A 25,370-nucleotide genomic window follows, 5' to 3' on the forward strand; every position below is an offset into this window, starting at 1 on the left:
GGCGGGCTCGCGCTGTCCGACGATGGGCCGCCAGACCCGGATGGCCTCGCCTCGTTCGACGACGGGCCCCCGCTGCAGCTAGCGGGATCTGTTCGGCATTGCCGAACTGCGCTACGGTGTGGGGCGTGGGAGAGACCATCCAGTCCGTCGAACGGGCCGCCGGCATACTGAGGCTGCTCGCCTCCGGCCCGCGCGAGCTGGGCGTGGCCGAGCTGGCCCGCGCGATGGGCCTGCCCAAGGGCACCCTGCACGGCATCCTGCGCACGCTCGTCCATGTCGGCTTCGTCGAGCAGGACGAAGCCACGGGCCGTTACCGGCTCGGCGGCACGCTGCTGCACCTGGGCAGCAGCTACCTCGACGTCAACGTGCTGCGCACCCGCTCGCTCAACTGGGCCGACGCGCTGGCCGGGCGCAGCAGGGAGAGCGTGTGGATCGGCACCGCGCACGAGGGCGGCGTCCTGGTGGTCCACCATGTGTTCAGGCCCGACGACAGCATGCAGGTCCTGCAGGTCGGCACCCTGCTGCCCGCGCACGCGACCGCGCTGGGCAAGGTCCTCCTGGCGTACGACCCGTACGGCGACGCGGGCGCGGCATTCCACGCGCCGTCCGCCCCGGAACCCACGGCATCACCCAGTACGGCGTCCGCCACAGCGCCCAGCGCAACACCCGGCATGCCGTCCGCCACAGCGCCCAGTGCGGCGGCAGGCGGCGAGCTCGCCGCCGAGGGGTTGGCCGCCTTCACGCCCAGGACCCTCACCCGCGCCGACGACCTGGCCAAGGAGCTGGAGCTGGTGCGCGGCCGGGGATGGGCCTGCGACGTGGAGGAGCTGGTCGAGGGCGAGGTCTCCATAGCCGCTCCCATCCGGGACGCGCGCGGCGTCACCGTCGGCGCCATCGGCGTCAGAGGCGCGGTCGAGCGGCTGGCCGAGGGCGGCGAGCCGAGCATCACGATCGTCTCCTACGTCCGCGACGCCGCCCGCGCCATCACCCGCGACCTGAGCCGGTGACGTGTTGACACGCCCGGCCCGACCGCAGCTAGGATTTGGCAACCGTTCGGTAATGCCGAACACATCGAAGTGAGGAAGCCGTGCCTGGACCGCATTACGTCGCCGCCGTCGACCAGGGCACCACGTCGAGCAGGTGCATGGTGTTCGACCAGGACGGCCGGATCGTCTCGGTGGCGCAGCGGGAGCACCGGCAGATCTTCCCCCGGCCCGGCTGGGTCGAGCACGACGCCGCCGAGATCTGGGAGGCCGTCCAGGGCGTGGTGGCCGAGGCCGTCACCGGCAGCGGCATCGACTTCGGCCAGCTCGTCGCTCTCGGCATCACCAACCAGCGCGAGACCACCGTCCTGTGGGACCGCGACACCGGGCGGCCCGTGGCCAACGCGATCGTCTGGCAGGACACCCGTACCGACGCCCTGGTCCGGTCCCTGTCCGAGCACGAGCAGCTCTTCCGTGAGAGGGCCGGGCTGCCGCTGGCCACCTACTTCGCCGGGCCGAAGATCCGGTGGCTGCTCGACGAGACCCCTGGGCTGCGGGAGCGGGCCGAGCGCGGCGACGTGCTGTTCGGCACCGTCGACAGCTGGCTGATCTGGCGGCTGACCGGTCGCCACGTCACCGACGTCACCAACGCCAGCCGTACGATGCTGATGAACCTCCGCACCCTGAGCTGGGACGACGAACTGCTCGCCGCGCTCGGCGTGCCACGCGCGATGCTGCCGGAGATCCGCCCCTCCGCCGAGGTCTACGGCACCACCGGCGACGGCGTGCCGGTGGCGGCGGCGCTGGGGGACCAGCAGGCGGCGCTGTTCGGCCAGACGTGCTTCGGGCCGGGCGAGACCAAGAGCACCTACGGCTCCGGCAGCTTCCTGCTGATGAACACCGGCACCGAGCCCGTCGCCTCCAAGCACGGGCTGCTCACCACCGTCGGTTATCAGATCGGCGACGCCCCCGCCACGTACGCGCTGGAGGGCTCGATCGCCGTCACCGGCTCGCTCGTGCAGTGGCTGCGCGACAACCTCGGCCTGATCTCCAGCGCCGCCGAGATCGAGACCCTGGCGGGCACCGTCGAGGACAACGGCGGCTGCTACTTCGTCCCGGCGTTCTCCGGCCTGTTCGCCCCGCACTGGCGCTCCGACGCGCGCGGGGTCATCGCCGGGCTGACCGGGTTCGTCACCAAGGGGCACATCGCGCGGGCCGTGCTGGAGGCGACCGCCTGGCAGACGCGCGAGGTGGTCGACGCGATGAACGCCGACGCCGGGCTCGCGCTCACCTCACTGCGCGCAGACGGCGGCATGACCGCCAACAACCTGCTCATGCAGATCCTGGCCGACGTGCTCGCGGTGCCCGTCGTACGCCCGATGGTGTCGGAGACCACCTGCCTGGGCGCCGCGTACGCGGCCGGGCTGGCCACCGGCTACTGGCCCGATACCGACAGCCTGCGGGCCAACTGGCACAAGGCGGCCGAGTGGCGGCCGAAGATCGGCCAGGACGTCCGCGACCGCGAATACCGCAACTGGCGCAAGGCCATCGACCGAAGCCTCGACTGGAGCACGCCATGACCACGACCGCCTCCCGCGCCGAGACCCGCGAGGAGCTGTCCAGGGGCACCTACGACCTGCTGGTCATCGGCGGCGGGATCCTCGGGACCTCCGTCACCTGGATGGCCGCCCAGGCGGGCCTGCGGGTCGCCATGGTCGACGGCGGCGACTTCGCCGGGGCCACCTCCAGCGCCTCCTCCAAGCTCGTCCACGGCGGCCTGCGCTACCTGCAGACGGGCAACGTCAAGCTGGTCGCCGAGAACCACCGCGAACGCCGGGCGCTGGCCGGCGACATCGCCCCCCACCTGGTCAAGCCGCTCTCCTTCGTGGTGCCGGTCTACCGGGGCGGCCCGCACGGCGCCGCCAAGCTGGGCGCGGGGGTGTTCCTCTACTCGGCGCTGTCGGTGTTCGGCGACGGGCTCGGCCGGGTCATCACCCCGCACCAGGCGCTGGCCAGGGTGCCCGCGCTCCGCTCCGAGGGGCTGCGCGCCGCCGCCGTCTACGGCGACCACCAGATGAACGACAGCCGGGTCGCGGTGATGACCGTGCGCGCCGCCGTCGACGCGGGCGCGGTCGTGCTCAACCACGCCGAGGTCGTCGGCCTGCGCGAGAGCGGCGGCACGGTCTCGGGGGCGGAGCTGCGCGACCGGCTCGACGGTACGGAGTTCGGCATCGGGGCCGGCCTCGTACTGAACGCCACCGGCCCGTGGGTGGACCACCTTCGTCGGATGGAGGACCCCGGGGCCGCGCCGAGCATCCGCCTGTCGAAGGGCGCCCACCTGGTCATGCGCCGCCACGAGCCGTGGAAGGCGGCCCTGACCACCCCGATCGACAAATACCGTGTGTCCTTCGCCATCCCGTGGGAGGACCACCTGCTGCTCGGCACCACCGACGAGGCCTACGAGGGCGAGCCCGCCGACGTGCGCGCCACCGACGCCGACGTGGCCCAGATCCTCGACGAGGCCGGGCACGCCGTACGCGAGTCGCAACTGCGGCGCGAGGACATCACCTACGCCTTCGCCGGGCTGCGCGTGCTGCCGGGCGGCCCCGGCGGCGTGTCGTCGGCCAAGCGGGAGACGGTGCTCAGCCGGGGCAAGGGCGGCATGCTGTCGGTGGCGGGCGGCAAGTGGACCACGTATCGGCACATCGGCAAGCTCGTCCTCGACATGCTCGCGCACCTGCCGGGCCACCCGCTCGGCGACGACCTCGCGGCCATCCTGCCCGCCATGCCGCTGCCCGGCCTGGCCAGCCCGGACGCGGTCGCGATGCGCCTGTGGACCGACCGCGAGCCGGGCACCCGGATGGACCCGCTGGTGGCCCGCCATCTCGCCTCGCACTACGGCTCGATCGCCTTCGACCTGGCCAGGCTCATCCGCGACACGCCCGCGCTGGGCGAGCGGATCCATCCGGACGGGCCGGACATCTGGGCGCAGGCGGTCTACGCGCGCGACCACGAGTGGGCGGCGACGGTCGACGACGTCGTACGGCGCCGCACCACCCTCACGGTCCGCGGCCTCGACACCCCGGAGGTCCGCACCCGCGTCGAGACACTTCTCACGGGCGGCCCGGTTCCCGCGTCCTGACCACCGCGAGGGCCCTCACCGCGAGGGCCCTCACCGCCAGGGCCGGTCGCTGTCCAGGCCCGCTCCCAAAGCGCCCACTGCCAAGGCGCGGCGGGTTCGCGGGCCCGTCAGGTCTGTTCGTAGCGGGCGCGCAGGCGGGTCTTGGCCAGGTCTGTCGCCCCCAGGTGCTCCAGGCCGTTGAGAGCGGCCCCGACGATCGGCGGGACGTCGGCGACCACCAGCTTGGCCCGCGGCGCCCTGGCGGCGAAGGAGGCGTCCAGGAGGGCCGTGAGGAGCGGGTCGCGGGCCCGGAGGATGCCGCCGCCCAGCACCACCTCCGTGGGCGTCTCCAGCAGGTCCAGGCGGCGCAGGCAGACCTCGGCCAGCACGGTGATCTCCTCCGCCTGGCGTTCCACCAGCGATCTGGCGATCGGGTCGCCCGCCGCGGCCGTGGCGAAGACGCCCGGCGTGAGCTCGTGCAGGCGGCCTTCGTCCAGGCGGCCGAAATGGAGCTCCAGGATCAGCTCCTCCACCGTGCGCACGCCGAAGTGCCGCGTGCACAGCTCCGCCAGCGCGGTCGCCGGACCGCGACCGTCCTCGGCGCGGGCGGCGTGCCACAGCGCCTCCTCAGCGACGCCCTGGCCGCCGCCCCAGTCGCCGCTGAGGCGCCCGAGGGCGGGGAAGCGGGCCACCTCGCCGGTGGGGGAGACGCCGACCGCGTTGATGCCCGCACCGCACACCACGGCCACGCCCCAGGAGTTCGAGGCGCCCGCCCGGAGCAGGGCGAAGGTGTCGTTGCGGACGGAGATGTCCGGGCCGAAGCCCCGGTGGGCGAACTCGCGGGCCAGGGCCTCCTCCTCGACCGGCAGATCGGCCCCCGCCAGATAGGCCGCCACATGATCGAACCGGCCCACGGCAACAGGCCGGTCGGGAGAGTGGGCCGGGGAGGGGTCCGGCGAGCGATCAGCGGAACGGTCCGGGGAGGGGGCGGCGGAGGGGTCCGGCGAGCCGTCCGGGCCGAGGGCGCCGTCCGGCGGCAGTTGCGCGAGCGCCTGCCGTACCGCCTCCTCCACCGCGTCCAGCGCAGCCGGAACGCCGTCGCTCTGCGGCGCGAACGGGCCCGCGCGGCCGGTGGCCAGCACATCGCCGTCCTCCGTGACCAGCGCCACGTCGGTCTTGCTGTTGCCGCCGTCGACCGCGAGGACGAGCCTGCGGTGCTCCACTACCTCACCTGGCCACAGCGAGTCGTCCACGGCAGGTAGGCGTGGTTGGCCTCCAGCAGCAGGCCGGTCAGCTCCTCGGCGGTCGCGTCCTGCCCGATCAGGGGATGGGCCAGCAGGGCGTCGCGTACCCGGTCCGCGCCGCCATGCAGGGCCGCCTCGAGGGCGAGCGTCTCGTAGGCGGACACGTGCGCGATCAGCCCCGCGAACAGCGGCTCGACCGGCGGCACCGGCAGCGGCGCGGCCCCGTCGGCGGTGACGTGCGCGGGCACCTCGATCACCGTCTCGTCGGCCAGGAAGGGCAGGGTGCCGTGGTTGCGGACGTTCACCACATGGGTGCCGGGACGGTCGCCGAGCAGGGAGGCGATCAGTGCGACCGCCGCCTCGGAGTAGTAGGCGCCGCCGCGCTCGCCCAGCAGCGCCGGCTTCTCGACGACCGACGGGTCGGCGTACATCTCCAGCAGCTTCGTCTCCATCGCCGCGACCTCGGCCGCGCGCGACGGCTTGGCCCGCTGTTCCTCCACGACCGCGTCATGATCGTAGAAATAGCGTAAATAGTACGACGGCACCACACCGAGCCGGCGGAGCAGTTCGGGGCGCCCCAGGCCGTCGGCCAGCGACTCCGCGTGCTCGGCGAGCAGCGATGGCAGCACGTCCTCGCCGTCCAGGTACACGGCCCGTTCCCAGGTCAGGTGGTTGAGCCCCACGTGGCCGAGCGAGATCCGCGACGGCGGCACGCCCAGCAGGCCGGCGACGTGGCGCTGGAAGCCGATCGCCACGTTGCACAGCCCGATCGCCCGGTGCCCGGCGTCCAGGAGCGCGCGGGTGACGATGCCGACGGGGTTGGTGAAGTCGACGATCCATGCCTGCGGCGCGTGCGTACGCACCTTCTCGGCGATCTCCAGCACGACCGGCACCGTGCGCAGCGCCTTGGCCAGCCCGCCCGCGCCGGTCGTCTCCTGCCCCACGCAGCCGCAGCGCAGCGGCAGCGTCTCGTCCACGTCGCGCGCCGCCTGCCCGCCCACACGCAGCTGGAACAGGACGACCTGGGCCCCCGACACGCCCTCCTCGACGGATGAGGTGGCCAGCACCCGGGCCGGATGCCCGGCATGTGCCAGCATGCGGCGCGCCATCCCAGAAACCACCTCAAGTCGCGATAAATCGGGATCTATGAGTGCGATTTCCGAGACCGGCAGTTCGTCGCGGAGCCGCGCGAACCCGTCGATCAGCTCGGGCGTGTACGTCGAGCCGCCCCCCACCACGGCCAGTTTCAACCCTTCACTCCCGTCAATGTCACGCCCTCGATGAAGACCTTCTGGGCGAAGAAGAACACGATGATCACCGGTGCCATGACGAGCAGCGTCGCCGCCATGGTCAGGTTCCACTGCACGCTGTGCAGCGCCTTGAACGAGGCCAGCCCCACCGACAGGGTCCAGCTGTCGAGGTTGGTGGAGGCGTACAGCAGCGGCCCGTAGTAATCGTTCCAGCAGTAGAAGAACTGGAACAGCGCCACCGCCGCGATGCCCGGCCGGGCCATCGGCAGGATCACCCGGATGAGCGTCCTGAAGTCGGTGCAGCCGTCCACCCGCGCCGCGTCGGTGTACTCGCGCGGGATCGACAGCAGGAACTGCCGCAGCAGGAAGATCGAGAACGCGTCGCCGAGCAGCATCGGCAGGATCAGCGGCAGCAGCGTCCCGGTCAGGTCCAGCCGCGCCCAGATCAGGTAGATCGGCACCGCGACCACCTGGGGCGGCAGCATCATCATGGTGATGACCAGCAGGAACGCCAGCCTGCGCCCCGGAAAGCGGAACCGGGCCAGCGCGTAGGCCACCGGGATCGACGACACCAGCGTGAACAGCGTGCCGGTCACCGCGTAGATCATCGTGTTGCGCAGCCACAGCAGGATCGGCGACTTGGCGAACACCTCGCCGAAGTTGCCCCAGTTCCAGCTGTGCGGCCATAGTTCGTCGGTGAGCGTCTGGTTGTCGCTCATCACCGCGGTCAGCAGGACGAAGACCAGCGGCCCGATGAACGCGATCCCCAGCGCGACGGCCGCCGCGTGCGTGGCGATCCAGTACAGCACCCTCCTGGTACGGCCACGCCGCTCCCGGGCGCGCCGTCCGGCGGCCCGCGTGGGGCGCGCCACCAGCGTGGCGGTCATTCGGCCACCTCCTCGAACCCGCGGAACTGGCGCAGCAGGATCAGCGTGAACACCATCGACGCCGCGAACAGCACCAGCGCCAGCACACAGGCGTAGCCCATCGCGTAGTCGCGGAAACCCGTCTGGAACAGCCACTGCGGCAGCGTCAGCGTCGACATCTCCGGATAGCCGGGCACGAACGAGGTGCCCGGCGCGTCGGTCACGCCGGCCGCGACCCGGGAGGCGATCATCGCCTGGGTGAAGTACTGCAGCGTGTAGATGACCCCGGTCACCGCCGAGAACATCAGCACGGGACGAATCGTCGGCAGCGTGATGCTGCGGAACTGCCGCCACGCCCCGGCCCCGTCGATGGCCGCCGCCTCGTACAGGTGCTTGGGCACGTCCAGCAGCGCCGCAAGGAAGATCACCATGACGTTGCCGACGCCCCACATGGCCAGCAACGTCAGCCCCGGCTTCGACCAGTCCTTGTCGCCGAACCAGTCGGGCCCGGAGATCCCCACCAGCGCGAGGATCCGGTTGACCGGGCCGGTGGCCGGGTTCAGCAGGAAGACGAACGCCACCGTCCCCGCCGTCACCGGCACCAGCGACGGCAGATAGAACACCGTGCGGAAGAACCCCACGCCCGCCTTCAGCTTCGTCACCAGCTGCGCCACGCCCAGGGCGAACAGCACCTGGGCGGGCACCATGACGACCACCAGCCAGGCCGTGTTCCCGATCGAGATCCAGGCCCGCTCGTCCTGCAGGAAGTAGCGGTAGTTGGCCAGGCCGTTGAACTTCAGCGAGAACAGGTCGTAGTTGAAGAAGGAGAAGTAGACGGTCGCCAGCAGCGGATAGGCGAAGAACACCCCGAACCCCACCAGCCACGGCGACAGCCACAGCAGGGCACGGAACCCCTCCCGGCGCCTGAGCGGTACGCCCGCCACCTCAGCCGCCCGACAGCTTGAACTTGGCGTCGATGGTCTTGTCCACGCCCTTCAGCCCCGCGTCCAGGTCCTTGACCGAGCCCTTCTCCCACGAGGTGATGAACCCCTGCAGCGCCTCCTGGTTGAACACGCTGTTGACGTGCGCCGGGATCGTGCTCGTCTTCGGGTTGGCGAAGATGTCGAGGAAGGTCTGGAAGTGCTCGTCCTTCTTCAGCTCGGGCGACTCCAGCGCGGCCTTGGTGGTCGGCACGTTGCGGATCGCGTTGGCCAGCGTGACCAGCGCGCCGGTGTCGGTGGTCAGGTACTTCACCAGAGCCCAGGCGGCCTCGGGGTTCTTGGCGCCCTTCGGCACGCCGATCACGGTGCCCGCGGTGAAGCCGCTGCCGTACAGGTCGGGCTTGGCGTCGTCGACCGGCATGGGGGCGGTGCCGTAGTCGAGCTTCGGCGCCTCGTTGGCGATCATGGCCACCCGCCACTCGCCGTCGATGCCCATGGCGACCTTGCCCTGGTAGAAGGGATGCTTGCCGGAGAACTCGTCGCCCAGGCTCTTGCGGAACTTGTCCAGGTTGGCGTAGCCGTACCAGTCGACGAGCTCCTTCTGCCAGTTCAGCAGCGTCTTCCAGGCGGGGTCGGAGCCGATCGCCGAGGTGCCGTCGGGGTTGGTCCACTTGGCGCCGACCATCGCGCCCCAGTGACCCGCGGTGTTCTCGTAGTACTGGCCGCTCGGGATGAACCCGGCGACCTTGATGGTGCCGTCGGGGTTGCGGACCGTGAGCTCCTTGGCCAGCTTGGTCAGCTCCGACAGCGTCTTGGGCGGCTGCTTGCCCTTCATCAGGGCCTTGTTGTAGTAGAGGCCGTACGCGTCGGTCAGCAGCGGCATCACGCACCGCTTGCCCTCGTACTGGGTGTAGTCGTTCACGACCGGCGGCAGGCCCGACAGGTCGACGCCGTCCTGCTTGATCACCGGGTTGAGGTCCTGGAAGACGCCGCTCTTGCACCAGGTCGCCACCGAGTCGGTGGTGAAGGACGAGGCCACGTCCGGCGGGCGGCCACCGCGTACGGCCTGGGTGATCTGCTCGTCCTGTACGCCCTTGACCAGCTTGACCTTGATCTGCGGGTATTTCTCGTTGAACCCGGCGATGGCGTCGGTGAACGCCTTCACCTCCGAGTCCGCCGAGAACCCGTGCCACAGCTCGATGGAGGCGGCCGGCAGCGCGGTCGGCGCTGTGCCGCTGGGCTTGGACTGGGAGCCGAGAGCAGGACCGCCCTCTTTGCCCGCGGTACACGCGGCCAGAGTCAGGACGGCGAGCCCTGCGGCCGCCAAGGGGACGAAGCGCACGGGGGGTGCCTCCTCATGACGTTACTCATGTGGGTTGTGGAGCTCAGGGGGTTGGGACCGTAGAGCCGAAGACCTCGTCGCGGACGAGGTCGAGGGCGAGGTCGAGCGCGCCGGCGAGGACGGGGTTGCCTTCGACGGACGACAGGCGCAGCCGGGGCCGCGGGATGGTCAGCGCGTGCAGCTCGTGCTCGACCAGCTCGCGCAGGGGTTCGCCGCCCGACAGCACCACGCCGCCGGTCAGCACGATGAGCCCGGGATCGATGACGGAGGTGATGGCGGCCAGGCCCACCGCCAGCCGCGCGGCGATGTCGCGCAGCCCCGCCCTCGCGTCGTCGGCCTTCTGGCCCGTCTGGTGGTCGTCCGCCGCGCGCACCGCGTTCGCGATGGCCTGGCGGAAGTCCGTGCCGCGCACGCCGTACGAGCGCAGCAGCTTCAGCACGGCCGGGCCGCCGGTGAGCGCCTGGTAGCCGTGGTTGGCGTAGCGTCCCGCCTCGCGGGCCGTCGGCGCGCCCGGGGTCGGCATGTAGCCGACCTCGCCCGCGCCGCCGGTGGCGCCCCGGTGCATCCGCCCGCCCAGCACGATGGCCGAGCCGATGCCCTCGTCGGCCCACAGCAGCACGAAGTCGGAGTCGCCGCGCGCGGCCCCGTGCGCCATCTCGGCCAGCGCGACCAGGTTGACGTTGTTCTCCACCGACACCGGCACGCCGAGTCCCTTGGCGAGTGTCGGCACCAGGTCGCCGATCTGCCAGCCCGGCATGTCCTTGGCGGTGGCGTAGCCGAGCCGGCCGGTGGACGGGTCGATCGCCGCCTGCACGCCGATCACCACCCGCCGCAGCGGGCCGGGGGAGCCCGCGCCGTCGAGGGCCGCGCGCAGCCTGGCGACCAGCTCGCCGCCCGGCCGGCGCGGGGTGGGCAGCGTGTACGAGCCCACGGTCGTGCCGGTGATGTCGGCGACCCTGGCCTCGATCCGGGCGGGGGTGACGTCCAGCGCGCCCACGTAGGCCGCCGCCGGGTTGATCCGGTAGACCTCCGCGGTACGGCCGGGCAGCCCCTCCCTGATGCCGTCGAGCACCACCAGACCCGCCTCCTGGAGACGGGACAGCAGTTGCGAGGCCGTCGGCTTCGACAGGCCGGTCAGGGTGCCGATCTCGGGGCGGGTCAGCGGGCCGCGCTCCAGGAGGGCCTGCAACGCCGCGCGATCATTGATGGCGCGGAGCAGACTGGGAGTACCTGGTACCGGACCGCTCAACTTTCACCCCTTGACCCGAAGTTAGGAAACTTTCCTAACTTGATGCGAACCTAAGAGGCCCGGAGGGTTTCGGTCAAGGGGTGAAACCAAGCCGTGACCGGATGCGGGCCGGGATGTCGCGCGGGAAGATGGGAGTGCCTCAACAGGCATGCTAATGTCGTCGTTTGTTGTAACAACAAGCAGAATGGCCCGGAGTGTCCCATTAACAACAATAATGGTCAGGCGGCAACTCGTCAAACAGAGCTCGCAAGGGAGCAGGAGTATGTCGCCCGCCTCTATGCCCGCCTCGACGCGTTGCGTGAACGCACCCAGAGCCAGCTGAAGGAGGTGCTCGGCGCCGGCGCCGTCGGTACGCAGCAGAACAGGTCGGAGCGCGACACGTTCGCCGGCATGTACGCCGCCCGGCTGGCCCGGCTCTGGGCGGTGGAGCGCGGGCTGGTGTTCGGCCGGCTCGATCACGTCGACGAGGGCAGGCTCTACATCGGCAAGCTCGGCATCACCGACGACGAGCAGGAGCGGTTGCTCATCGACTGGCGCGCGCCCGTGGCCCAGCCGTTCTACCGCGCCACCCCGGCCGCGCCCATGGGCCTCACCAGGAGGCGGCACCTGCAGACGAAGGGCCGCGCGGTCATCGGCGTCGACGACGACCTGCTCGACTTCGACACGCTGACCGACGAGGACCGCGCCACGCTCAACGGCGAGGCCGCGCTGCTGGCCGCCCTCGACGAGCGGCGCACCGGCCGGATGCGCGACATCGTCGCCACCATCCAGGCCGAGCAGGACCGCGTCATCCGCGCCGACCTCAACGGCGTGCTGGTCGTCCAGGGCGGTCCTGGCACCGGTAAGACCGTCGTGGCCCTGCACCGCGCCGCGTACCTCCTCTACACCCACAGGGAGCGCCTTGAGCGTCGCGGGGTGCTGATCCTCGGCCCCAACCTCACCTTCCTGCGCTACATCGAGCAGGTGCTGCCCTCGCTGGGCGAGACCGACGTGCTGCTGTCGACGGTCGGCGAGCTCTATCCCGGCCTGACGGCCACCGCCAGGGACCGGCCGGAGGTGGCCGCGATCAAGGGCGACCTCCGCATGGCCGAGGTGATCGAGCGGGCCGTACGCGACCGGCAGCGGGTGCCCCGCAAGCCCGTCGAGCTGAACCTGGGCCGCTACACCCTCACCATCGACCGCAACATGCTCGAATCGGCCAAGAACAAGGCCACCCGCTCGCGCCGGGCGCACAACCAGGCGCGCGCGGTGTTCGTCAGGTCGCTGCTCAACGCCCTGGCCAGGCAGGCGGCCAAGAAGCTCGGCAAGGGCCTCATCGACGACGACGAGCTGGCCGACCTGCGTGAGGAGCTGCGCACCGAACAGCCGGTCAAGACCGCCCTGAACAGGCTCTGGCCGTACCTGACCCCGCAGCGCCTGCTCCTCGGCCTGTACGGCGCGCCGGAGCGGCTCGACTACGCGGCCGCGGCCCTGACCCCGCAGGAGCGCGCGCTGCTGCGGCGTGAGGGAGGGGAGTGGACCGAGTCCGACGTGCCGCTGCTCGACGAGGCGGCCGAACTGCTCGGCGAGATCGACGAGCAGGTGCTGCGCGCCAGCGCCCTGCAGGCCGAGGAGGAGCTCGCCGCGGCCCGGCAGGCGGCCGAGCACGAGCGCGAGGCCGAGCTCGCCTACGCCCGCGAGGTGCTCGAACTGACGGGCCTGTCCGACGTCATGGAGGCCGAGCGCCTGGCCGAACGCCAGCGGGGCGAGGGGCCCTACCTCACCACCGCCGAGCGGGCCGCCGCCGACCGCGCCTGGGCCTACGGTCACGTGATCGTGGACGAGGCGCAGGAGCTGTCGGCCATGGCCTGGCGGGTGATCATGCGGCGGGTGCCCACCCGGTCGATGACGATCGTCGGCGACATCGCGCAGACCGGATCGATGGCCGGGGCCCGCTCGTGGAACCAGGTGCTCGATCCCTACGTGGCGGGTCGCTGGCGCCAGGAGCGGCTCACCGTCAACTACCGCACGCCGGTGGAGCTCATGGAGGTCGCCGCCCGCGTGCTGGCCACCATCGACCCGGCGCTCGAGGCGCCCGCCTCGGTCCGCGACAGCGGCGCCGAGCCCTGGTCGGCGCCGCTGTCGCAGTTGCCGGAGCTGGTCAAGGCCGAGGTCGGGGAGGGCGGCAAGGTCGCCGTGGTGGTCCCCGACACGCTGCTCGGCGAGCTCGGCAAGGTGATCTCCGACACGGTGGAGGGGGCCGCCGTGGTCTCCTCCCGCGCCACCCGGGGCACCGCGGCGCTCGACGCCCCCGTGGCCGTGCTCGGTGTGACCGATGCGAAGGGGCTGGAGTTCGATTCGGTCATCGTGGCCGAGCCGGACCTGATAGCCTCGCAGTCGCCGCGCGGCCTGAGTGACCTATATGTCGCTCTCACCCGGGCCACCCAGCGGCTCGGCGTCGTCCACGAGCGGCCGCTGTCAGCCCTCCTTTCGGGGGCGCTGGGCGGCTTGCCAAGCCGCGCGTCCGGGCCGACAAATGGGCATTAGATCGCTTTAATGCGACAACGCAAGCATGTCCTACCTGCGGAAACTTGATGTTTCTGCTGATCGGGACACGGTTGACATCTGAGGTGGAGTCGGTAGTTTGCTGCGCAGTCCAGCACGGGACTTGGCCGGTTGGCCGTCTCTGACATCGTCGGATCCTGCGTCCGTGACGGAGCGTGACTCCGTCCACACAGCCAGGTGCAGGGCCGTCGGTCCGTCGAGTCGGGGCACCCCAACCGGGCGGGGGGTTGGACCCGGGACGGGCCCGGGAGCCCAGTAGACAACGGAATTCCGCGCTCGCCGCCGACGAGACGGGTCCGGTCCGAAGGGTTTCCGGGCCCTCTTCCCTCTCGTGCGCAGGATCGCCATCAGCGCCGGGTGGTCCCGTCAGGTCACGGGATCACCCTGCCGCTCCTTTCGCCGCCGCTCCTTTCGCCGCCGCTCCTTTCGCAGCCGCTCCTCGCCGTTCTCGCCGACCCCTATCCTGGGTCGTCCAGCGCCTGGGACCCCTATTTGCGGATCACCGGGTGCCGCGAGGGCCGAATCGCTGCCCGGGGGCGGTAGCGTTTTCGCAAGCAGGCGTGCGAACGGCGAGGAGAATCCCGCGTGGTGCAGGACAAGACGGGCCCACCGCCCACTGGCGGCGGAACCCCGCACACCCCTGACTCGACCACGCCCGAATCCGGCCCGCCCGTTCCGCCCGCGTCTCCGTCCGGCACGCCCGTGCCGGCCTCGGACGGGTCCGCGTCTCCGTCTGGTACGTCCGCTTCCGTCCCCGGTGGGTCCGCTTCCGTCCCCGATACGTCCGCTTCCGTCCCCGGTGGGTCCGTTCCCGTAGGGCGTGGGGTTCGGGAGTCCGGGCGGGTGCTCATGGCCCGGGTGGCCGCCGCTGTGGCCGGTGGGGGACTGCTGTTCCTCGCCTTTCCGCCCATCGACTGGTGGCCGGCCGCGCCGCTCGGCGTCGCGCTGATCGTCGCCGCCCTCTACCGCGTGCGCCCCCGGCGCGCCGCCTGGCTCGGCTATCTGGCCGCCGCCGTGTTCCTGTTCCCCACCCTGGCCTGGGTGCGCACGATCGGCGACGACGTCTGGCTGATGCTGGTCGGCGTCGAGGGCCTGTTCTACGCCGTGATGGCCGCCCTGGCCGCGCTGGTGTTCCGCTTGCGGTTGTGGCCGCTGTGGTTCGGCGGGCTCTGGGTGGCCATGGAGTGGGCGCGCGGGCTGTTCCCCATCGGTGGCTTCCCCTGGGCGCGGCTGGCGTTCAGCCAGGGCGAGTCGCTGTTCACCGAGTACGCCGCGCTGGGCGGGGCGCCGCTCGTGTCGTTCGCCGTCGCGCTGTGCGGGGCCCTGCTCGCCTACACGCTGCTGCGGCGGCCTCCGGACGCCCGGCGTGTCACCGGGCGGCTCGTCCCGCTCTCGCTCGCTCTGGTCGTGCCCCTGCTGACCCTGGCCGTGCCGAGGCCGGGCGATGAGGGGCGGACGGTCAACATCGGCATCGTGCAGGGCAACGTGCCGGGCCGCGGTATGTACGTCATGGGCGACGAACCCGCCGTTGTCCTGAAAAATCATGCCAACGAGACCAAAAAGCTGGCGCAGGCCGTACGAGACGGGAAACTCGCCAAGCCCGACATCGTGGTCCTCCCCGAGAACTCCACCGACATCGATCCCTACCGCGACGCGACCGCCCGCCAGATCATCGACGACTCCGTGAAGGACGTCGGGGTGCCCACGCTGGTCGGCGCGGTCGTGGCGATCGGCGAGGAGAACCGCGCGACCCGCAGCCTGGTCTGGGACCCGGTGACCGGACCCGGCGCCTACTACGACAAGCAGCAACTGGTGCCGTTCGGCGAGTACACACCCTTCAAGGAGCTCGTGCTGGCCCTGTGGGAGCGGGCCGGTCTGGTGGGCAGGCAGTCGGTCCCGGGCACCAAGCCGGGCGACCTGAAGATGGGGCCGGTGACGATCGGCGCGGTCAACTGTTACGAGGTGGCCTACGACGGCACCGTGCGCGGGACCGTCAAGACGGGGGCCACGCCGCTGGTGGTGCAGACCAACAACGCCACCTACGCCGAGTCCAACCTGCCGCCGCAGCAGCTGGCCATGTCGAAGCTGCGGGCCGTCGAGCACAACAGGGCGGTCGTGACGGCGGCCACCACCGGCATCTCGGCGTACGTCACACCTGACGGTAAGGTCTCCTGGCAGACCCGCGAGCTCGTGGCGGACATGAACGTGGTGAAGGTGCCCGTGCGCACCCAGGCGACGGTCGCGACCCAGATCGGCGCGTTGCCAGAGTGGGCGCTGGCGTTGATGGGAGTGGCGGCCGCCGGGGTCGCCGCGTGGCGTGTCAGGCGCAAGGCGACCGGTGAGGAATGACTGATCATGGAGACTCTTGGCCGGATACTCATCGTCATACCGACCTACAACGAGCGCGACAACCTGCCGCTGATCACCGAGCGGGTGCGCACCGCCCTGCCGGCCGCCCACGTGCTGGTGGTCGATGACAACAGCCCCGACGGCACCGGTGAGATCGCCGACAAGCTGGCCGACAAGGACGACCACGTCCACGTCCTGCACCGGGCGGGCAAGGAAGGGCTGGGCGCCGCCTACATCGCCGCGTTCCGCTGGGGCCTCGACGAGGGCTACAACGTGCTGGTGGAGATGGACGCCGACGGCTCCCACCAGCCCGAGGAGCTGCACAAGCTGCTGGAGGCGGTCTCCGACGGCGCCGACCTGTCGATCGGGTCGCGCTGGGTGCCCGGCGGCAAGGTGGTCAACTGGCCCGTCTCCCGCGAGCTCCTGTCCAGGGGCGCCAACATCTACACGCGGCTCATGCTCGGCATGTCCGTGCGCGACGCGACCGCCGGGTTCCGCGTCTATCGCGCCGCGACGCTGGAGAAGATCGGGCTGGCCGACGTCGAGTCGCAGGGCTACTGCTTCCAGGTCGACCTCACCCTGCGGACGACCAGGCACGGCCTGCGGGTGGTCGAGGTGCCGATCACTTTCGTGGAGCGGACCGTCGGCACGAGCAAGATGAGCAGCCGCGTCATGGCCGAGTCGTTCTGGCGCATCGCCGTCTGGGGGCTGTCCGGCCTGCCCGCCCGGCTGCGCGGCAAGCGCGGCTGAGAACCTGTGGCCACCCTCAGGTAGCGGCGGAACGGTTAGGGCGCGCCGGGCGTTGTCATTGTGTACACGGTCTTTTAGGTACGTCGTGTGCGCGGTCCTTTGGGTACGCCTTCAGATACGTCGCGTAGATACGTCGCGGGCGCGGATTGGGGAAGACGATGCGGCTCCTGCTTTTCCTGGCCTTCCTGATCGTCCCGGTGCTGGAGATCTGGCTGCTGATCCAGGTCGGCTCGGTGATCGGCGGCTGGACGACCGTGGCCCTGCTCATCGCCGACAGCCTGCTGGGCGCGTGGCTGGTACGGCGTGAGGGGCGCAGGGCGTGGCGGGCGCTGCAGGACGCGCTGCAGTCCGGCCGGATGCCCGACAAGGAGCTCGCCGACGGCGGCCTGATCCTGGTGGGCGGCGCGCTGCTGCTGACGCCGGGGTTCCTGAGCGACATCCTCGGGTTCCTGTGCGTGCTGCCGGTCACGCGGCCGGCGATGCGGCGCCTGGTGTCCTGGTTCTTCGACCGCCGGGTCAAGAAGATGGCGGCGGCCTCGCCGTACGCGCACCTCTTCTCGGCGCCGGGCGGCGGGCCCGTCGACGGACACGTCAACGCGCGCGGCGCCGGTGTGGTGCACGGCGAAGTGATCAGAGAAGACCGCGAGCCGTCCTGACCGCGAGCCGCCCTACGGCCGGTAAGGCTTGCTGACCGGCGAGCCCTACTGGCCGCGAGACGGGCCGTGAGCAAACGAGACGGGCCCTGAGCAAACGAGACCGGCCCTGAGCAATGCGAAGCCCCCGGACAAGGTGTCCGGGGGCTTTCACCGTGAGAAGGTGTCAGGCGCTCTTTCGACGCTGGGCCCGCAGGACCGCCAGCCTCTCGTTGAGCACCTCTTCCAGGTCCTCGATGGACCGTCGCTCCAGGAGCATGTCCCAGTGCGTCCGCGGGGGCTTCGTCTTCTTCGACTCCGGCTGCTCGCCGTCGACCCGAACCGCGGTAGCGCCGCACATGCGGCACTCCCAGGTCGCGGGAATCTCGGCCTCGGCGGCAAGCGGAACCTCGAAGCGATGGCCCTTGGGACAGGTGTAGGACACGTCCTGGCGCGGGGCCAGATCCGTGTTACGGTCGTTCTCGTAGCTGGTTGCCCCGAGCCGGGTGCCACGAAGCGCGCGCTCGCCCATGTTTAAATGCCTCCTACAGGGCCCCCATCGTGAGGGGTCTGTCTCCCACGGTGTGTAACGCTTGGTACCGTGATGGGATTCCCCCCTGCGGGGTGATCCAATCGCTCTCTTCCCGAGGAGTTGCCCGCAACCGGGCTTCCGTCGGCGTTTTGGAGCTCCGGGCCACGTGAGGGCCATGGTGGTTCCTGAGACAGTTCGCGAATCGGTCTGACCGCAAGGCGCCCTTTGCTCGCTCCCTGTAATCCGGGACACGATCGGCCGGGTGGTGGTCGCGGGACGGTAGCGCCTGACGGTAGCCAAGGGACGCGGGCCCACAAGACCGCCCCGCCGGGGACGAGCGCCCACCGGCGGGGGACAGCGGGTCTAGCGCACGCCGTACAAGTGCTCGATGGCGAGCTGGTCCAGGTGCTCGAACGCGGCGCCGCGGGCGGCGAGCGCGTCGATGTCGGGGGTGAAGGAGCGCACGTCGCGCCAGCTCTCCCCGTCGGCGAGGGTCGGCACGGCCAGCTCGTCGAGCCGGGCCGCCGCCAGCGCCTCCCGCACCTCGGGGTCGGCGCGGAAGGCCCGCACCTTCTCCCGCAGGATCAGGTAGTTGCGCATGCACGCCGCCGCCGACACCCACACGCCCTCGTCGTCCTCGGTACGCGGCGGCTTGAAGTCGAAGTGGATCGGGCCGGAGAAGCCGTTGGACTCCAGGACATCAACGGTCCAGAAGGCGCCCCGGGCGTTGCCGGCGCCGAAGCGGAAGTCCTGGTCGTAGCGCGGGCCGTTCTGCCCGTTCAGGTCGATGTGGAACAGCTTGCCGTGCCACAGCGCCTGCGCGATGCCGTGCGCGTAGTTGAGCCCGGCCATCTCCTCGTGGCCCACCTCGGGGTTGAGCCCGACCAGCTCCGGGTGCTCCAGCTCGTTGATGAACGCCAGCGCGTGGCCGATGGTGGGCAGCAGGATGTCGCCCCTCGGCTCGTTGGGCTTGGGCTCGATCGCGAACTTGAGGTCGTAGTTGTGGTCCAGCACGTACGAGCCGAGCACGTCGAAGGCCTCCTTGTAGCGGTCGAGCGCCGCCTGGACGTCCTTGGCCGCGCCGCTCTCCGCGCCTTCCCTGCCTCCCCAGCACACGTACACCTGCGCGCCCAGCTCGGCGGCCAGGTCGATGTTGTCCATCACCTTGCGCAGCGCGAACCGGCGCACGTCGCGGTCGTTGGAGGTGAAGGCCCCGTCCTTGAAGATCGGGTGCGAGAACAGGTTGGTGGTCGCCGTGGTGACCACCAGGCCGGTCTCCTCCAGCGCCTTGCGGAACGCGCCGACCCGCTCGTCGCGGTCATGGCCGTCGAAGTCGAACACGTCGTTGTCGTGGAAGTTCACCCCGTACGCGCCGATCTCGGCGAGCTTGCGCACGGCCCGGTCGGCGGGCATGGGCGCCCTGGTCGCCGGTCCGAACACATCGACTCCCGCCCAGCCGACGGTCCAGATGCCGAAGGAGAAGCGGTCCTCGGGGGTGGGCGTGTAGGGGTCTACGCTCATGATCGATCCTCTCGGTGGTGCTGCCAGCCGGCCGTACGGTCGCGCAGCTCGGCGTACTGGTCACGGACATGGGGAGTGGGCGGCCCGTCGTACTCCTGGACCGGCTGGGCCGTCCAGACGGGCGGCTCGGGCGTGCCGGCCAGCGCCCAGGCGGCCTGGCGGGCCGCGCCGAGCGCCACGTATTCGGCCGGCTCGGGGACGGCGACGGGCTTGCCGAAGATCTGGGGGGCGATGTGGCGCACCGCCTCGGACTTCGCGCCGCCGCCGATCAGCAGCACGCGGCGCGGTCGTACGCCCTGCGCGGTCAGGTGGTCGATGGCGTCGGCGAGGGAGGACAGCAGCCCCTCGACCGCCGCCCGCGCCAGGTTCTCGCGCGTGGCGTTGCGGGTGGTCAGGCCGGTGAGCGTGCCCGAGGCGTCCGGCCGGTTCGGGGTGCGCTCGCCGTCGAGATAGGGCAGCAGCGTGAGGCCGCCGGCGCCCGGCGGGGCGGCCAGCGCCAGCTCCGACAGCTCCGCCAGCGAGCAGCCGATCATCGAGGCCGCCGAGGAGAGGATCCTGGCCGCGTTGAGCGTGGCCAGCAGCGGCATGAAGCGCCCGGTCGCGTCCGCGAAACCGGCGACCATCCCCGACTCGTCGGCGGCGGGCACCTCGCTCACCGCGAACACCGTGCCCGAGGTCCCGATGGACACCGCGACGTCGCCGGGCCGCAGCCCGAGCCCGAGCGCCGCGCCCATGTTGTCGCCGGTGCCGGGCCCGATCGCGGCGCCGCCCGGCAGGTGCCCGACGATCTCGTTCGGCGCGGCCACACGGGGCAGCTCGACCTCGTGACCGATCGCGGCCGACACGAACTCGGGCAGATACTCTCCCGTCGCCGGGGACCAGTATCCAGTGCCCGAGGCGTCGCCCCGGTCGGTCGTGAAGGCCCGGCGCTCGCCCAGCCGCCAGGTCAGCCAGTCGTGGGGCAGCAGCACGGCCGCGGTGCGGGCGGCCGACTCCGGCTCGTGCTCGGCCAGCCAGCGGAGCTTGGTGACCGTGAACGAGGCCACGGGCACGCTGCCGGTCAGCTCGGCCCACCGGGCCGGGCCGCCCAGCTCGGCGGTCAGGCGGGTGGCCTGCGGCGCCGACCGCGTGTCGTTCCACAGCAGGGCGGGCCGCACCACCTCGCCGGAACCGTCGAGCGCGACCATGCCGTGCTGCTGGGCCGCCACCGCGACTGCCGCGGCCCGCTCCAGCAGGTGCCGCCCCTTGTCGAGCGCGCTCTCCCAATGGTGGGGATGGCACTCCGTGCCGTCGGGATGCGGGGCCGCGAACTCGTCGACCACTGTGCCGTCACCGGCCCGGCACAGCACGATCTTCGTCGACTGAGTCGAGGAGTCGACCCCGGCCACCAGTGCCTCTGTCACCAGGACTCCATATTAGTCAACTGTATGGATTAAATAGCCTAACAGACCAGCGAATCACCAGGAAGACCCATTAGTCTTAGATTGTGACAAAACCCAGGGAAGGGCCGCTCCGGCACGCCACCATGCGCGAACGCAATCTCGCCGTGGTGCTGGAGCAGGTCGTACGCTGCCAGCCGGTCACCCGTGCCCGGCTCGCCGAGCAGACCGGGTTCACCAAGACCACCGTCTCCAACCTGCTCGCGGTGCTCGAAGGCGCCGGGCTGGTCCAGGACGGCGCGCTGGTCCAGGGCGGCGAGCGCGGCCGGCCCGGGATCGCCGTCTCGGTCAACGGCGACGGCGCCGCCGCGCTCGGGCTGGAGATCAACGTCGACTACCTCGCCGCGTGCGTACTGGACCTGGGCCGGCGCACCCGCTACCACCAGCTCGTGACCTTCGACAACCGGGGGCGTGCGCCCCAGTCGGTGATCTCCTCGCTGGGGCGGCTGGCCGCCGAGGCCGTCGCCGCGGCCGCCGGGCAGGGCCTGGCGGTGGCGGGGGCGACGGTCGCCGTCCCCGGCCTGCTCGACCGGGAGAACGGCCTGGTCCGCCGCGCCCCGAACCTCGGCTGGACCGACGTCCCGGTCAGCACCCTGCTCCGCGACGCGCTGCCCGACCTGCCGATCCCCGCCACCCACGACAATGAGGCCAACCTGGCCGCGCTGGCGGAGCTGTGGTTCGGCGACGGCGCGCGGCACGGCGGCTTCATCCACGTCTCGGGCGAGATCGGGATCGGCGCCGGCATCGTCATGGACGGTCAGGTGCTGCGCGGCACGCACGGGTTCGCCGGCGAGCTCGGCCACCTCGTCGTGGAGCCGGGCGGCGCGCCGTGCACCTGCGGCGGGCGCGGCTGCCTGGAGCAGATCGCCGGTCAGGACGCCATCCTGCGCGCCGCCGGGCTGCCCGCCGTCACGGCCACCACGGCGGCCAAGCCGGACGGCCCGATCAGGGAGCTCCTTGACCTGCTGGAACGCTCGGACCAGCGGGCGCTGGCCGCGCTCGACGGCGCGGGCCGGGCACTCGGCGCCACCCTCGCCTCGGCCGTCAACCTGGTCGACCCCGGCGCGATCGTCCTCGGCGGCATCTTCTCGCCGCTGGCCTCATGGATCGGCCCGGCGGTCGAGGCCGCGCTGGGGGAGGGGAGCGGCTCGCTGCGGACCGCCGTACCGCCGGTGGTCGCCTCGGAGCTGGCGGGGAACGCCGCGGTGCTCGGCGCGGCCGGCGTGGTGATCGAACGCGTCATCGGCCACCCGGCCCTCCTGCTGTCCCCCTAGCGCCTTCACCGACGTAGCGCCCTTCACCGACGAGCGCTCACGCCGATGTCGCGCCCTTCACTGCTGGGCTCACCGATGGGCGGCCGCGGGCGTGCGAGTCGGGGAGCTCGGCGCCGTGGATCGTGCGCGCCACAGCGCGACGGCCGGCCAGAGGCCGCCGACGGCGATCAGCGCGCCGTGCGCGATCCGCAGCGAGTACGGCCCGAAGAACTGCGGGATGAACAGCGCGAACCCCACCGCGAACGGCACCCCGCTCCACCTGGCCAGCGTGCCGGACCGCCACACGGCCACCGCCGCCATGACCGCCCCCACGCCCAGCAGCGCGAGCCCGGCGGCGAACATGGTCACCGCCACCGGCCCGAACCGGAACTCCGCGGCCAGCTCCATCAGCGCCGGGGCGTGGTCGCGCAGCGACCGGCGGGCGATGACATTCAGCCCGAAGTCCTCGGCGCCGTAGTAGGGCAGGGTGAGGCCCGCGCCGATCCACGTCACCGCCGCCGCCCGCAGCGACAGCCGGTCGCCCAGCACCTGGTGCAGTCCCAGGACGGCCAGCCCGGTGAGGATGAAGCCGATCATGGCGGCCAGGTGACCGTATACCCACGCGCCCGACGCCATGGCGGCCGCGTCGTCGCCGGACGGCCGCACGGCCGGATAGATGAGGAACAGCACACCGCCGGCGGCGAAGGCCGCAGAGCTCAGCCGGGCGTTCATGGTCACTCCAAAGGGGAAGGGCATTGCTCTCTTGTGTGAGCAATGCTCTCCCTTTGGAGCGTTGATGTCAAGAGCGGTGCTCTCGCTTAGCGAGCAGGGGTACGAGGGTGCGGTCGCCGAGGCGGGTCATCGCGGCCAGCGGCTTCGTGGCCGCGCCGACCAGTAGCGGCAGGCCCGGCTTGCCCGTCGCCCTGGCCAGGGCGGGGCCGAGGGCGGCCATCATGGCGGTCAGACCCGGCAGCGGCCTGATCCACATGGTGATCTCCTTGATCAGGCCCTGGTCGTCGAGGTGCAGCAGGGCCGACTCCTCGATCTCCTGGCGGCCCAGGCGGGCGGTGGCGGCGAGCATGCGGGTTCGCTCGTCGCCCACGTCCGTGTGGTAGCGCAGATCGGACAGGGCGCTCATCGCCGCCGTGAACAGGTCGCGTACCTGCTCCTGGCCGTGGAAGGTCGCCGTGGCGCTGAGGGGGGAGTGGAAGACCACGTCCGGCGCCAGGGCGGACATGATCGCGTTGACGTTCTTCGCCTCGCCGGCCTCGCGGTAGGCGCGGGCAGGTGAGTCCTGAATGTGAACTGTCATGAGTTCACTTTATCAACCCACTATGCTGGGGTCGTGAACAGGTTCGGGGAGATGCACTGCTCCATCGCTCAGGCCGTCGGCGTGGTCGCCGAGCCGTGGACGCCGTTGATCCTGCGGGATCTTTTCCTGGGGGTGTGCCGGTTCGACGATCTCGCGGAGGATCTGGGCATCTCGCGCAACCTGCTGACGCGGCGGCTGGAGCGCCTGGTGGAGTCGGGGGTGGTGGAGCGGCGGCCCTATCAGGAACGGCCGGTGCGCTTCACGTACACGCTGACCGAGGCGGGCCGTGACATCGTGCCCGCGCTGTTCACGCTGATGGCCTGGGGGGACCGCTGGGCGACCCCGCCCGGCGGGCCGCCCGCACTGCTGGTGCACTCCTGCGGCGAGCAGTTCACGCCGGTCGTGACGTGCCCGCACTGCGGGGGGCGGGCCGACGCGGACACGGTGCGGGCCGTAGGCGGCCCCGGCGCCGCTCAGGGGCCCGGCACGATGGTCCTCGCCGCCCCCGGCAGACGCGACGAGCTCGCCCCCGGCGGACGCGACGGGGCCGCCCCGCAAGACGGCGAGGCGGCCCCGTAAGACACGGCAAAGGCGTCAGATCCGCGCGGGCACCTCGTTGCCCGCGTCGCGGATGGCCTTCGGCAGGTTGACCATGGCCAGCAGGACGAAGCCGATCACGAAGAAGATGATCATCGAGATGATGGCGATCCGGTAGCTGTTGGTGAGCTGGATCGCGATCGTCACCGTCAGGGAGCCGATGAACGCCGACCCCTTGTCGCTGATCTGCAGCAGGCTGAAGTATTCGGCCTCCCGCCCCTTCGGGATCACCAGCGAGAACAGCGAGCGCGACAGCGCCTGGGTGCCGCCCAGCACGATCGAGATGGCGAACGCGAGCAGGTAGAACTGCAGGGCGGCCTTCTCCTGCAGGAAGTACGCGATCAGCACGATCACCGTCCACACCACCAGGCTGCCCAGCACCGTGTGCTTGGTGCCGAACCGGCGGGCCAGCCAGCCCATCAGCAGGGCGCCGAAGAACGCCACGAACTGCACCATGAGGATCGCGCTGATCTGCGTCTCCTTGCTCAGCTTGAGCGCCTCGGAGGCGAAGGCCGAGCTGTTGCCGATGACGGTCTGCACGCCGTCGTTGTAGACGAGGTAGGCCACCAGGAACAGCAGCGTCAGCGGATATTGGCGCAGCTCGCTCAGCGTACGGCCGAGCTGCTTGAAGCTGCCGCCGACAGAGCGCAGCGCCGTGCTCTCGTGGGCCGCGACCGGCCGGTTGCGCAGTCTCAGCAGGGGGACGATCGTGAAGATCGCCCACCACAGGCCCGCCGACATCATGCTGATCCGCACCGACATGCCCTCGTCCAGCCCGAAGCTCTCGTGCTTGAGGTAGAGGACCAGGTTGAGCGCGAGCAGCACGCCGCCGCCCAGATAGCCGATCGCCCAGCCGCGCGAGGAGACGCGGTCGCGTTCCTCGGCGGTGGAGATCTGCGGCAGGAACGAGTCGTAGACCACCACGGACGAGCCGTAGGCCAGGTTGGCCAGGATGAACAGCACCCCGCCCAGCATGTAGCGGTCGCCCTCGAGGAAGTACAGGCCCACGGTGGCCAGCGCGCCCACGTAGGCGAAGCCGCCGAGCATCTCCTTCTTGCGCCCGGTGTGGTCGGCCAGCGCGCCCACGACCGGCAGGAAGAGGATCTGCAGCAGCACCGCCACGGTCAGCGTCAGCCCGAAGAAGGCGGCCGGTCTGATGTCGGCGCCCAGCACGTCCACGTAGCCCAGGCCCGGGTTGGCCTCGGCCAGCTTGTCGAAGTCGGTCGAGCAGGTGGCGGCCGCGATTGAGGGGAAGTCCTTGGCGCAGGCCGCGGTCCTGGCGACCGAGATGAGGTACGGGCTGAGGAAGACCGAGATGATCGTGGTGTAGAAGGCGGAGTTGGCCCAGTCGTAGACGTACCAGCCGCGTTGTTCGCGCCTGCGTGCCGAGGGAGAGTCGGCGGTGTCGTCGGGAGCCGCGGGGGGTGCGGGTACGGGCATGTGTC

At 71.2% G+C, this 25,370-nt stretch carries 21 protein-coding genes; 9 read left to right on the forward strand and 12 right to left on the reverse strand.

The annotated features are described in order from the left end of the window. The first annotated feature begins 125 nt into the window (after positions 1–125). The 3 genes from AB0B64_RS43745 (at position 126) to AB0B64_RS43755 (ending at position 4,125) form a co-directional block, all read left to right on the forward strand. Positions 126–1,007, forward strand: coding sequence for an IclR family transcriptional regulator (locus AB0B64_RS43745; RefSeq protein ID WP_358186051.1), 882 nt, complete (start codon positions 126–128; stop codon positions 1,005–1,007). 80 nt (positions 1,008–1,087) lie between these two features. Next, a complete protein-coding gene (gene glpK / locus AB0B64_RS43750; RefSeq protein WP_358186054.1) occupies positions 1,088–2,563 on the forward strand; it encodes a glycerol kinase GlpK in 1,476 nt (491 codons plus the stop codon). Beyond that, entirely contained in the window at positions 2,560–4,125 is a 1,566-nt protein-coding gene (locus tag AB0B64_RS43755) for a glycerol-3-phosphate dehydrogenase/oxidase (protein ID WP_357951778.1), read from the forward strand. The genes glpK and AB0B64_RS43755 overlap by 4 nt, the downstream gene beginning before the upstream one ends. 107 nt (positions 4,126–4,232) lie before the next feature. Here the strand turns inward: AB0B64_RS43755 and AB0B64_RS43760 are convergent, their stop codons facing one another. From AB0B64_RS43760 to AB0B64_RS43785, 6 genes are read right to left on the reverse strand one after another with little or no spacing between them, the layout of a single operon-like run. Then, positions 4,233–5,327, reverse strand: a complete 1,095-nt coding sequence (locus tag AB0B64_RS43760; protein WP_357951780.1) for a BadF/BadG/BcrA/BcrD ATPase family protein — start codon at positions 5,325–5,327, stop codon at positions 4,233–4,235. Next, the gene (locus AB0B64_RS43765; protein ID WP_357951782.1) at positions 5,327–6,598 is read right to left on the reverse strand and encodes a 6-phospho-beta-glucosidase; all 1,272 of its coding nucleotides are present in this window, start codon (positions 6,596–6,598) and stop codon (positions 5,327–5,329) included. Before AB0B64_RS43765 ends, AB0B64_RS43760 begins: the two co-directional genes overlap by 1 nt. Further along, positions 6,595–7,485 carry a carbohydrate ABC transporter permease gene (locus AB0B64_RS43770; protein WP_357951784.1) on the reverse strand — a complete coding sequence of 297 codons (891 nt, stop codon included), beginning with the start codon at positions 7,483–7,485 and terminating at the stop codon, positions 6,595–6,597. Before AB0B64_RS43770 ends, AB0B64_RS43765 begins: the two co-directional genes overlap by 4 nt. Next, the gene (locus tag AB0B64_RS43775; protein WP_357951785.1) at positions 7,482–8,408 is read right to left on the reverse strand and encodes a sugar ABC transporter permease; all 927 of its coding nucleotides are present in this window, start codon (positions 8,406–8,408) and stop codon (positions 7,482–7,484) included. Before AB0B64_RS43775 ends, AB0B64_RS43770 begins: the two co-directional genes overlap by 4 nt. A 1-nt stretch (position 8,409) precedes the next feature. Then, positions 8,410–9,747 (reverse strand): ABC transporter substrate-binding protein, encoded by a 1,338-nt coding sequence (locus AB0B64_RS43780; protein ID WP_358186068.1) that lies wholly within the window; start codon positions 9,745–9,747, stop codon positions 8,410–8,412. 43 nt (positions 9,748–9,790) lie between these two features. Then, entirely contained in the window at positions 9,791–10,996 is a 1,206-nt protein-coding gene (locus AB0B64_RS43785; RefSeq protein WP_357951789.1) for an ROK family transcriptional regulator, read from the reverse strand. 294 nt (positions 10,997–11,290) lie between these two features. Between AB0B64_RS43785 and AB0B64_RS43790 the strand changes: the two genes are divergently transcribed. From AB0B64_RS43790 to AB0B64_RS43805, 4 genes are all read left to right on the forward strand, one after another. Then, positions 11,291–13,522 (forward strand): ATP-binding domain-containing protein, encoded by a 2,232-nt coding sequence (locus tag AB0B64_RS43790; RefSeq protein WP_357951790.1) that lies wholly within the window; start codon positions 11,291–11,293, stop codon positions 13,520–13,522. A gap of 867 nt (positions 13,523–14,389) precedes the next feature. Next, complete coding sequence (lnt, locus tag AB0B64_RS43795) at positions 14,390–15,889, forward strand: apolipoprotein N-acyltransferase (protein ID WP_358186684.1); 1,500 nt, start codon at positions 14,390–14,392, stop codon at positions 15,887–15,889. A 6-nt stretch (positions 15,890–15,895) separates the two neighbouring features. Beyond that, positions 15,896–16,639: a polyprenol monophosphomannose synthase gene (locus AB0B64_RS43800; protein WP_358186073.1), complete on the forward strand. Its 744-nt coding sequence runs from the start codon at positions 15,896–15,898 to the stop codon at positions 16,637–16,639. A 158-nt stretch (positions 16,640–16,797) separates the two neighbouring features. Then, positions 16,798–17,295, forward strand: coding sequence for an FxsA family protein (locus AB0B64_RS43805; RefSeq protein ID WP_358186077.1), 498 nt, complete (start codon positions 16,798–16,800; stop codon positions 17,293–17,295). A 163-nt stretch (positions 17,296–17,458) separates the two neighbouring features. On the opposite strand, the gene AB0B64_RS43810 is transcribed toward AB0B64_RS43805, so the two are convergent. The 3 genes from AB0B64_RS43810 to xylB form a co-directional block, all read right to left on the reverse strand. Beyond that, positions 17,459–17,803, reverse strand: coding sequence for an RNA polymerase-binding protein RbpA (locus tag AB0B64_RS43810; protein WP_103962598.1), 345 nt, complete (start codon positions 17,801–17,803; stop codon positions 17,459–17,461). A 363-nt stretch (positions 17,804–18,166) separates the two neighbouring features. Further along, positions 18,167–19,324 carry a xylose isomerase gene (gene xylA, locus AB0B64_RS43815; protein ID WP_357951795.1) on the reverse strand — a complete coding sequence of 386 codons (1,158 nt, stop codon included), beginning with the start codon at positions 19,322–19,324 and terminating at the stop codon, positions 18,167–18,169. After that, positions 19,321–20,727 carry a xylulokinase gene (gene xylB, locus AB0B64_RS43820; RefSeq protein ID WP_358186084.1) on the reverse strand — a complete coding sequence of 469 codons (1,407 nt, stop codon included), beginning with the start codon at positions 20,725–20,727 and terminating at the stop codon, positions 19,321–19,323. The genes xylA and xylB overlap by 4 nt, the downstream gene beginning before the upstream one ends. 83 nt (positions 20,728–20,810) lie before the next feature. Between xylB and AB0B64_RS43825 the strand changes: the two genes are divergently transcribed. Then, the gene (locus tag AB0B64_RS43825; RefSeq protein ID WP_358186094.1) at positions 20,811–22,037 is read left to right on the forward strand and encodes an ROK family transcriptional regulator; all 1,227 of its coding nucleotides are present in this window, start codon (positions 20,811–20,813) and stop codon (positions 22,035–22,037) included. A 69-nt stretch (positions 22,038–22,106) separates the two neighbouring features. On the opposite strand, the gene AB0B64_RS43830 is transcribed toward AB0B64_RS43825, so the two are convergent. Together AB0B64_RS43830 and AB0B64_RS43835 are read right to left on the reverse strand one after the other, a co-directional pair. Further along, positions 22,107–22,748 (reverse strand): hypothetical protein, encoded by a 642-nt coding sequence (locus AB0B64_RS43830; protein WP_358186098.1) that lies wholly within the window; start codon positions 22,746–22,748, stop codon positions 22,107–22,109. A 67-nt stretch (positions 22,749–22,815) separates the two neighbouring features. Then, the gene (locus tag AB0B64_RS43835; RefSeq protein ID WP_358186106.1) at positions 22,816–23,328 is read right to left on the reverse strand and encodes a nuclear transport factor 2 family protein; all 513 of its coding nucleotides are present in this window, start codon (positions 23,326–23,328) and stop codon (positions 22,816–22,818) included. A gap of 33 nt (positions 23,329–23,361) precedes the next feature. On the opposite strand from AB0B64_RS43835, the gene AB0B64_RS43840 reads away from it, so the two are divergent. Then, the gene (locus tag AB0B64_RS43840; RefSeq protein ID WP_357951805.1) at positions 23,362–23,907 is read left to right on the forward strand and encodes a helix-turn-helix domain-containing protein; all 546 of its coding nucleotides are present in this window, start codon (positions 23,362–23,364) and stop codon (positions 23,905–23,907) included. Positions 23,908–23,922: 15 nt separating this feature from the next. On the opposite strand, the gene AB0B64_RS43845 is transcribed toward AB0B64_RS43840, so the two are convergent. Beyond that, complete coding sequence (locus AB0B64_RS43845) at positions 23,923–25,365, reverse strand: MFS transporter (RefSeq protein ID WP_358186111.1); 1,443 nt, start codon at positions 25,363–25,365, stop codon at positions 23,923–23,925. Between the last annotated feature and the right edge of the window lie 5 nt (positions 25,366–25,370).

Origin of the sequence: Nonomuraea sp. NPDC049129 (genome assembly GCF_040648495.1) — a bacterium.
GTDB lineage: Bacteria > Actinomycetota > Actinomycetes > Streptosporangiales > Streptosporangiaceae > Nonomuraea.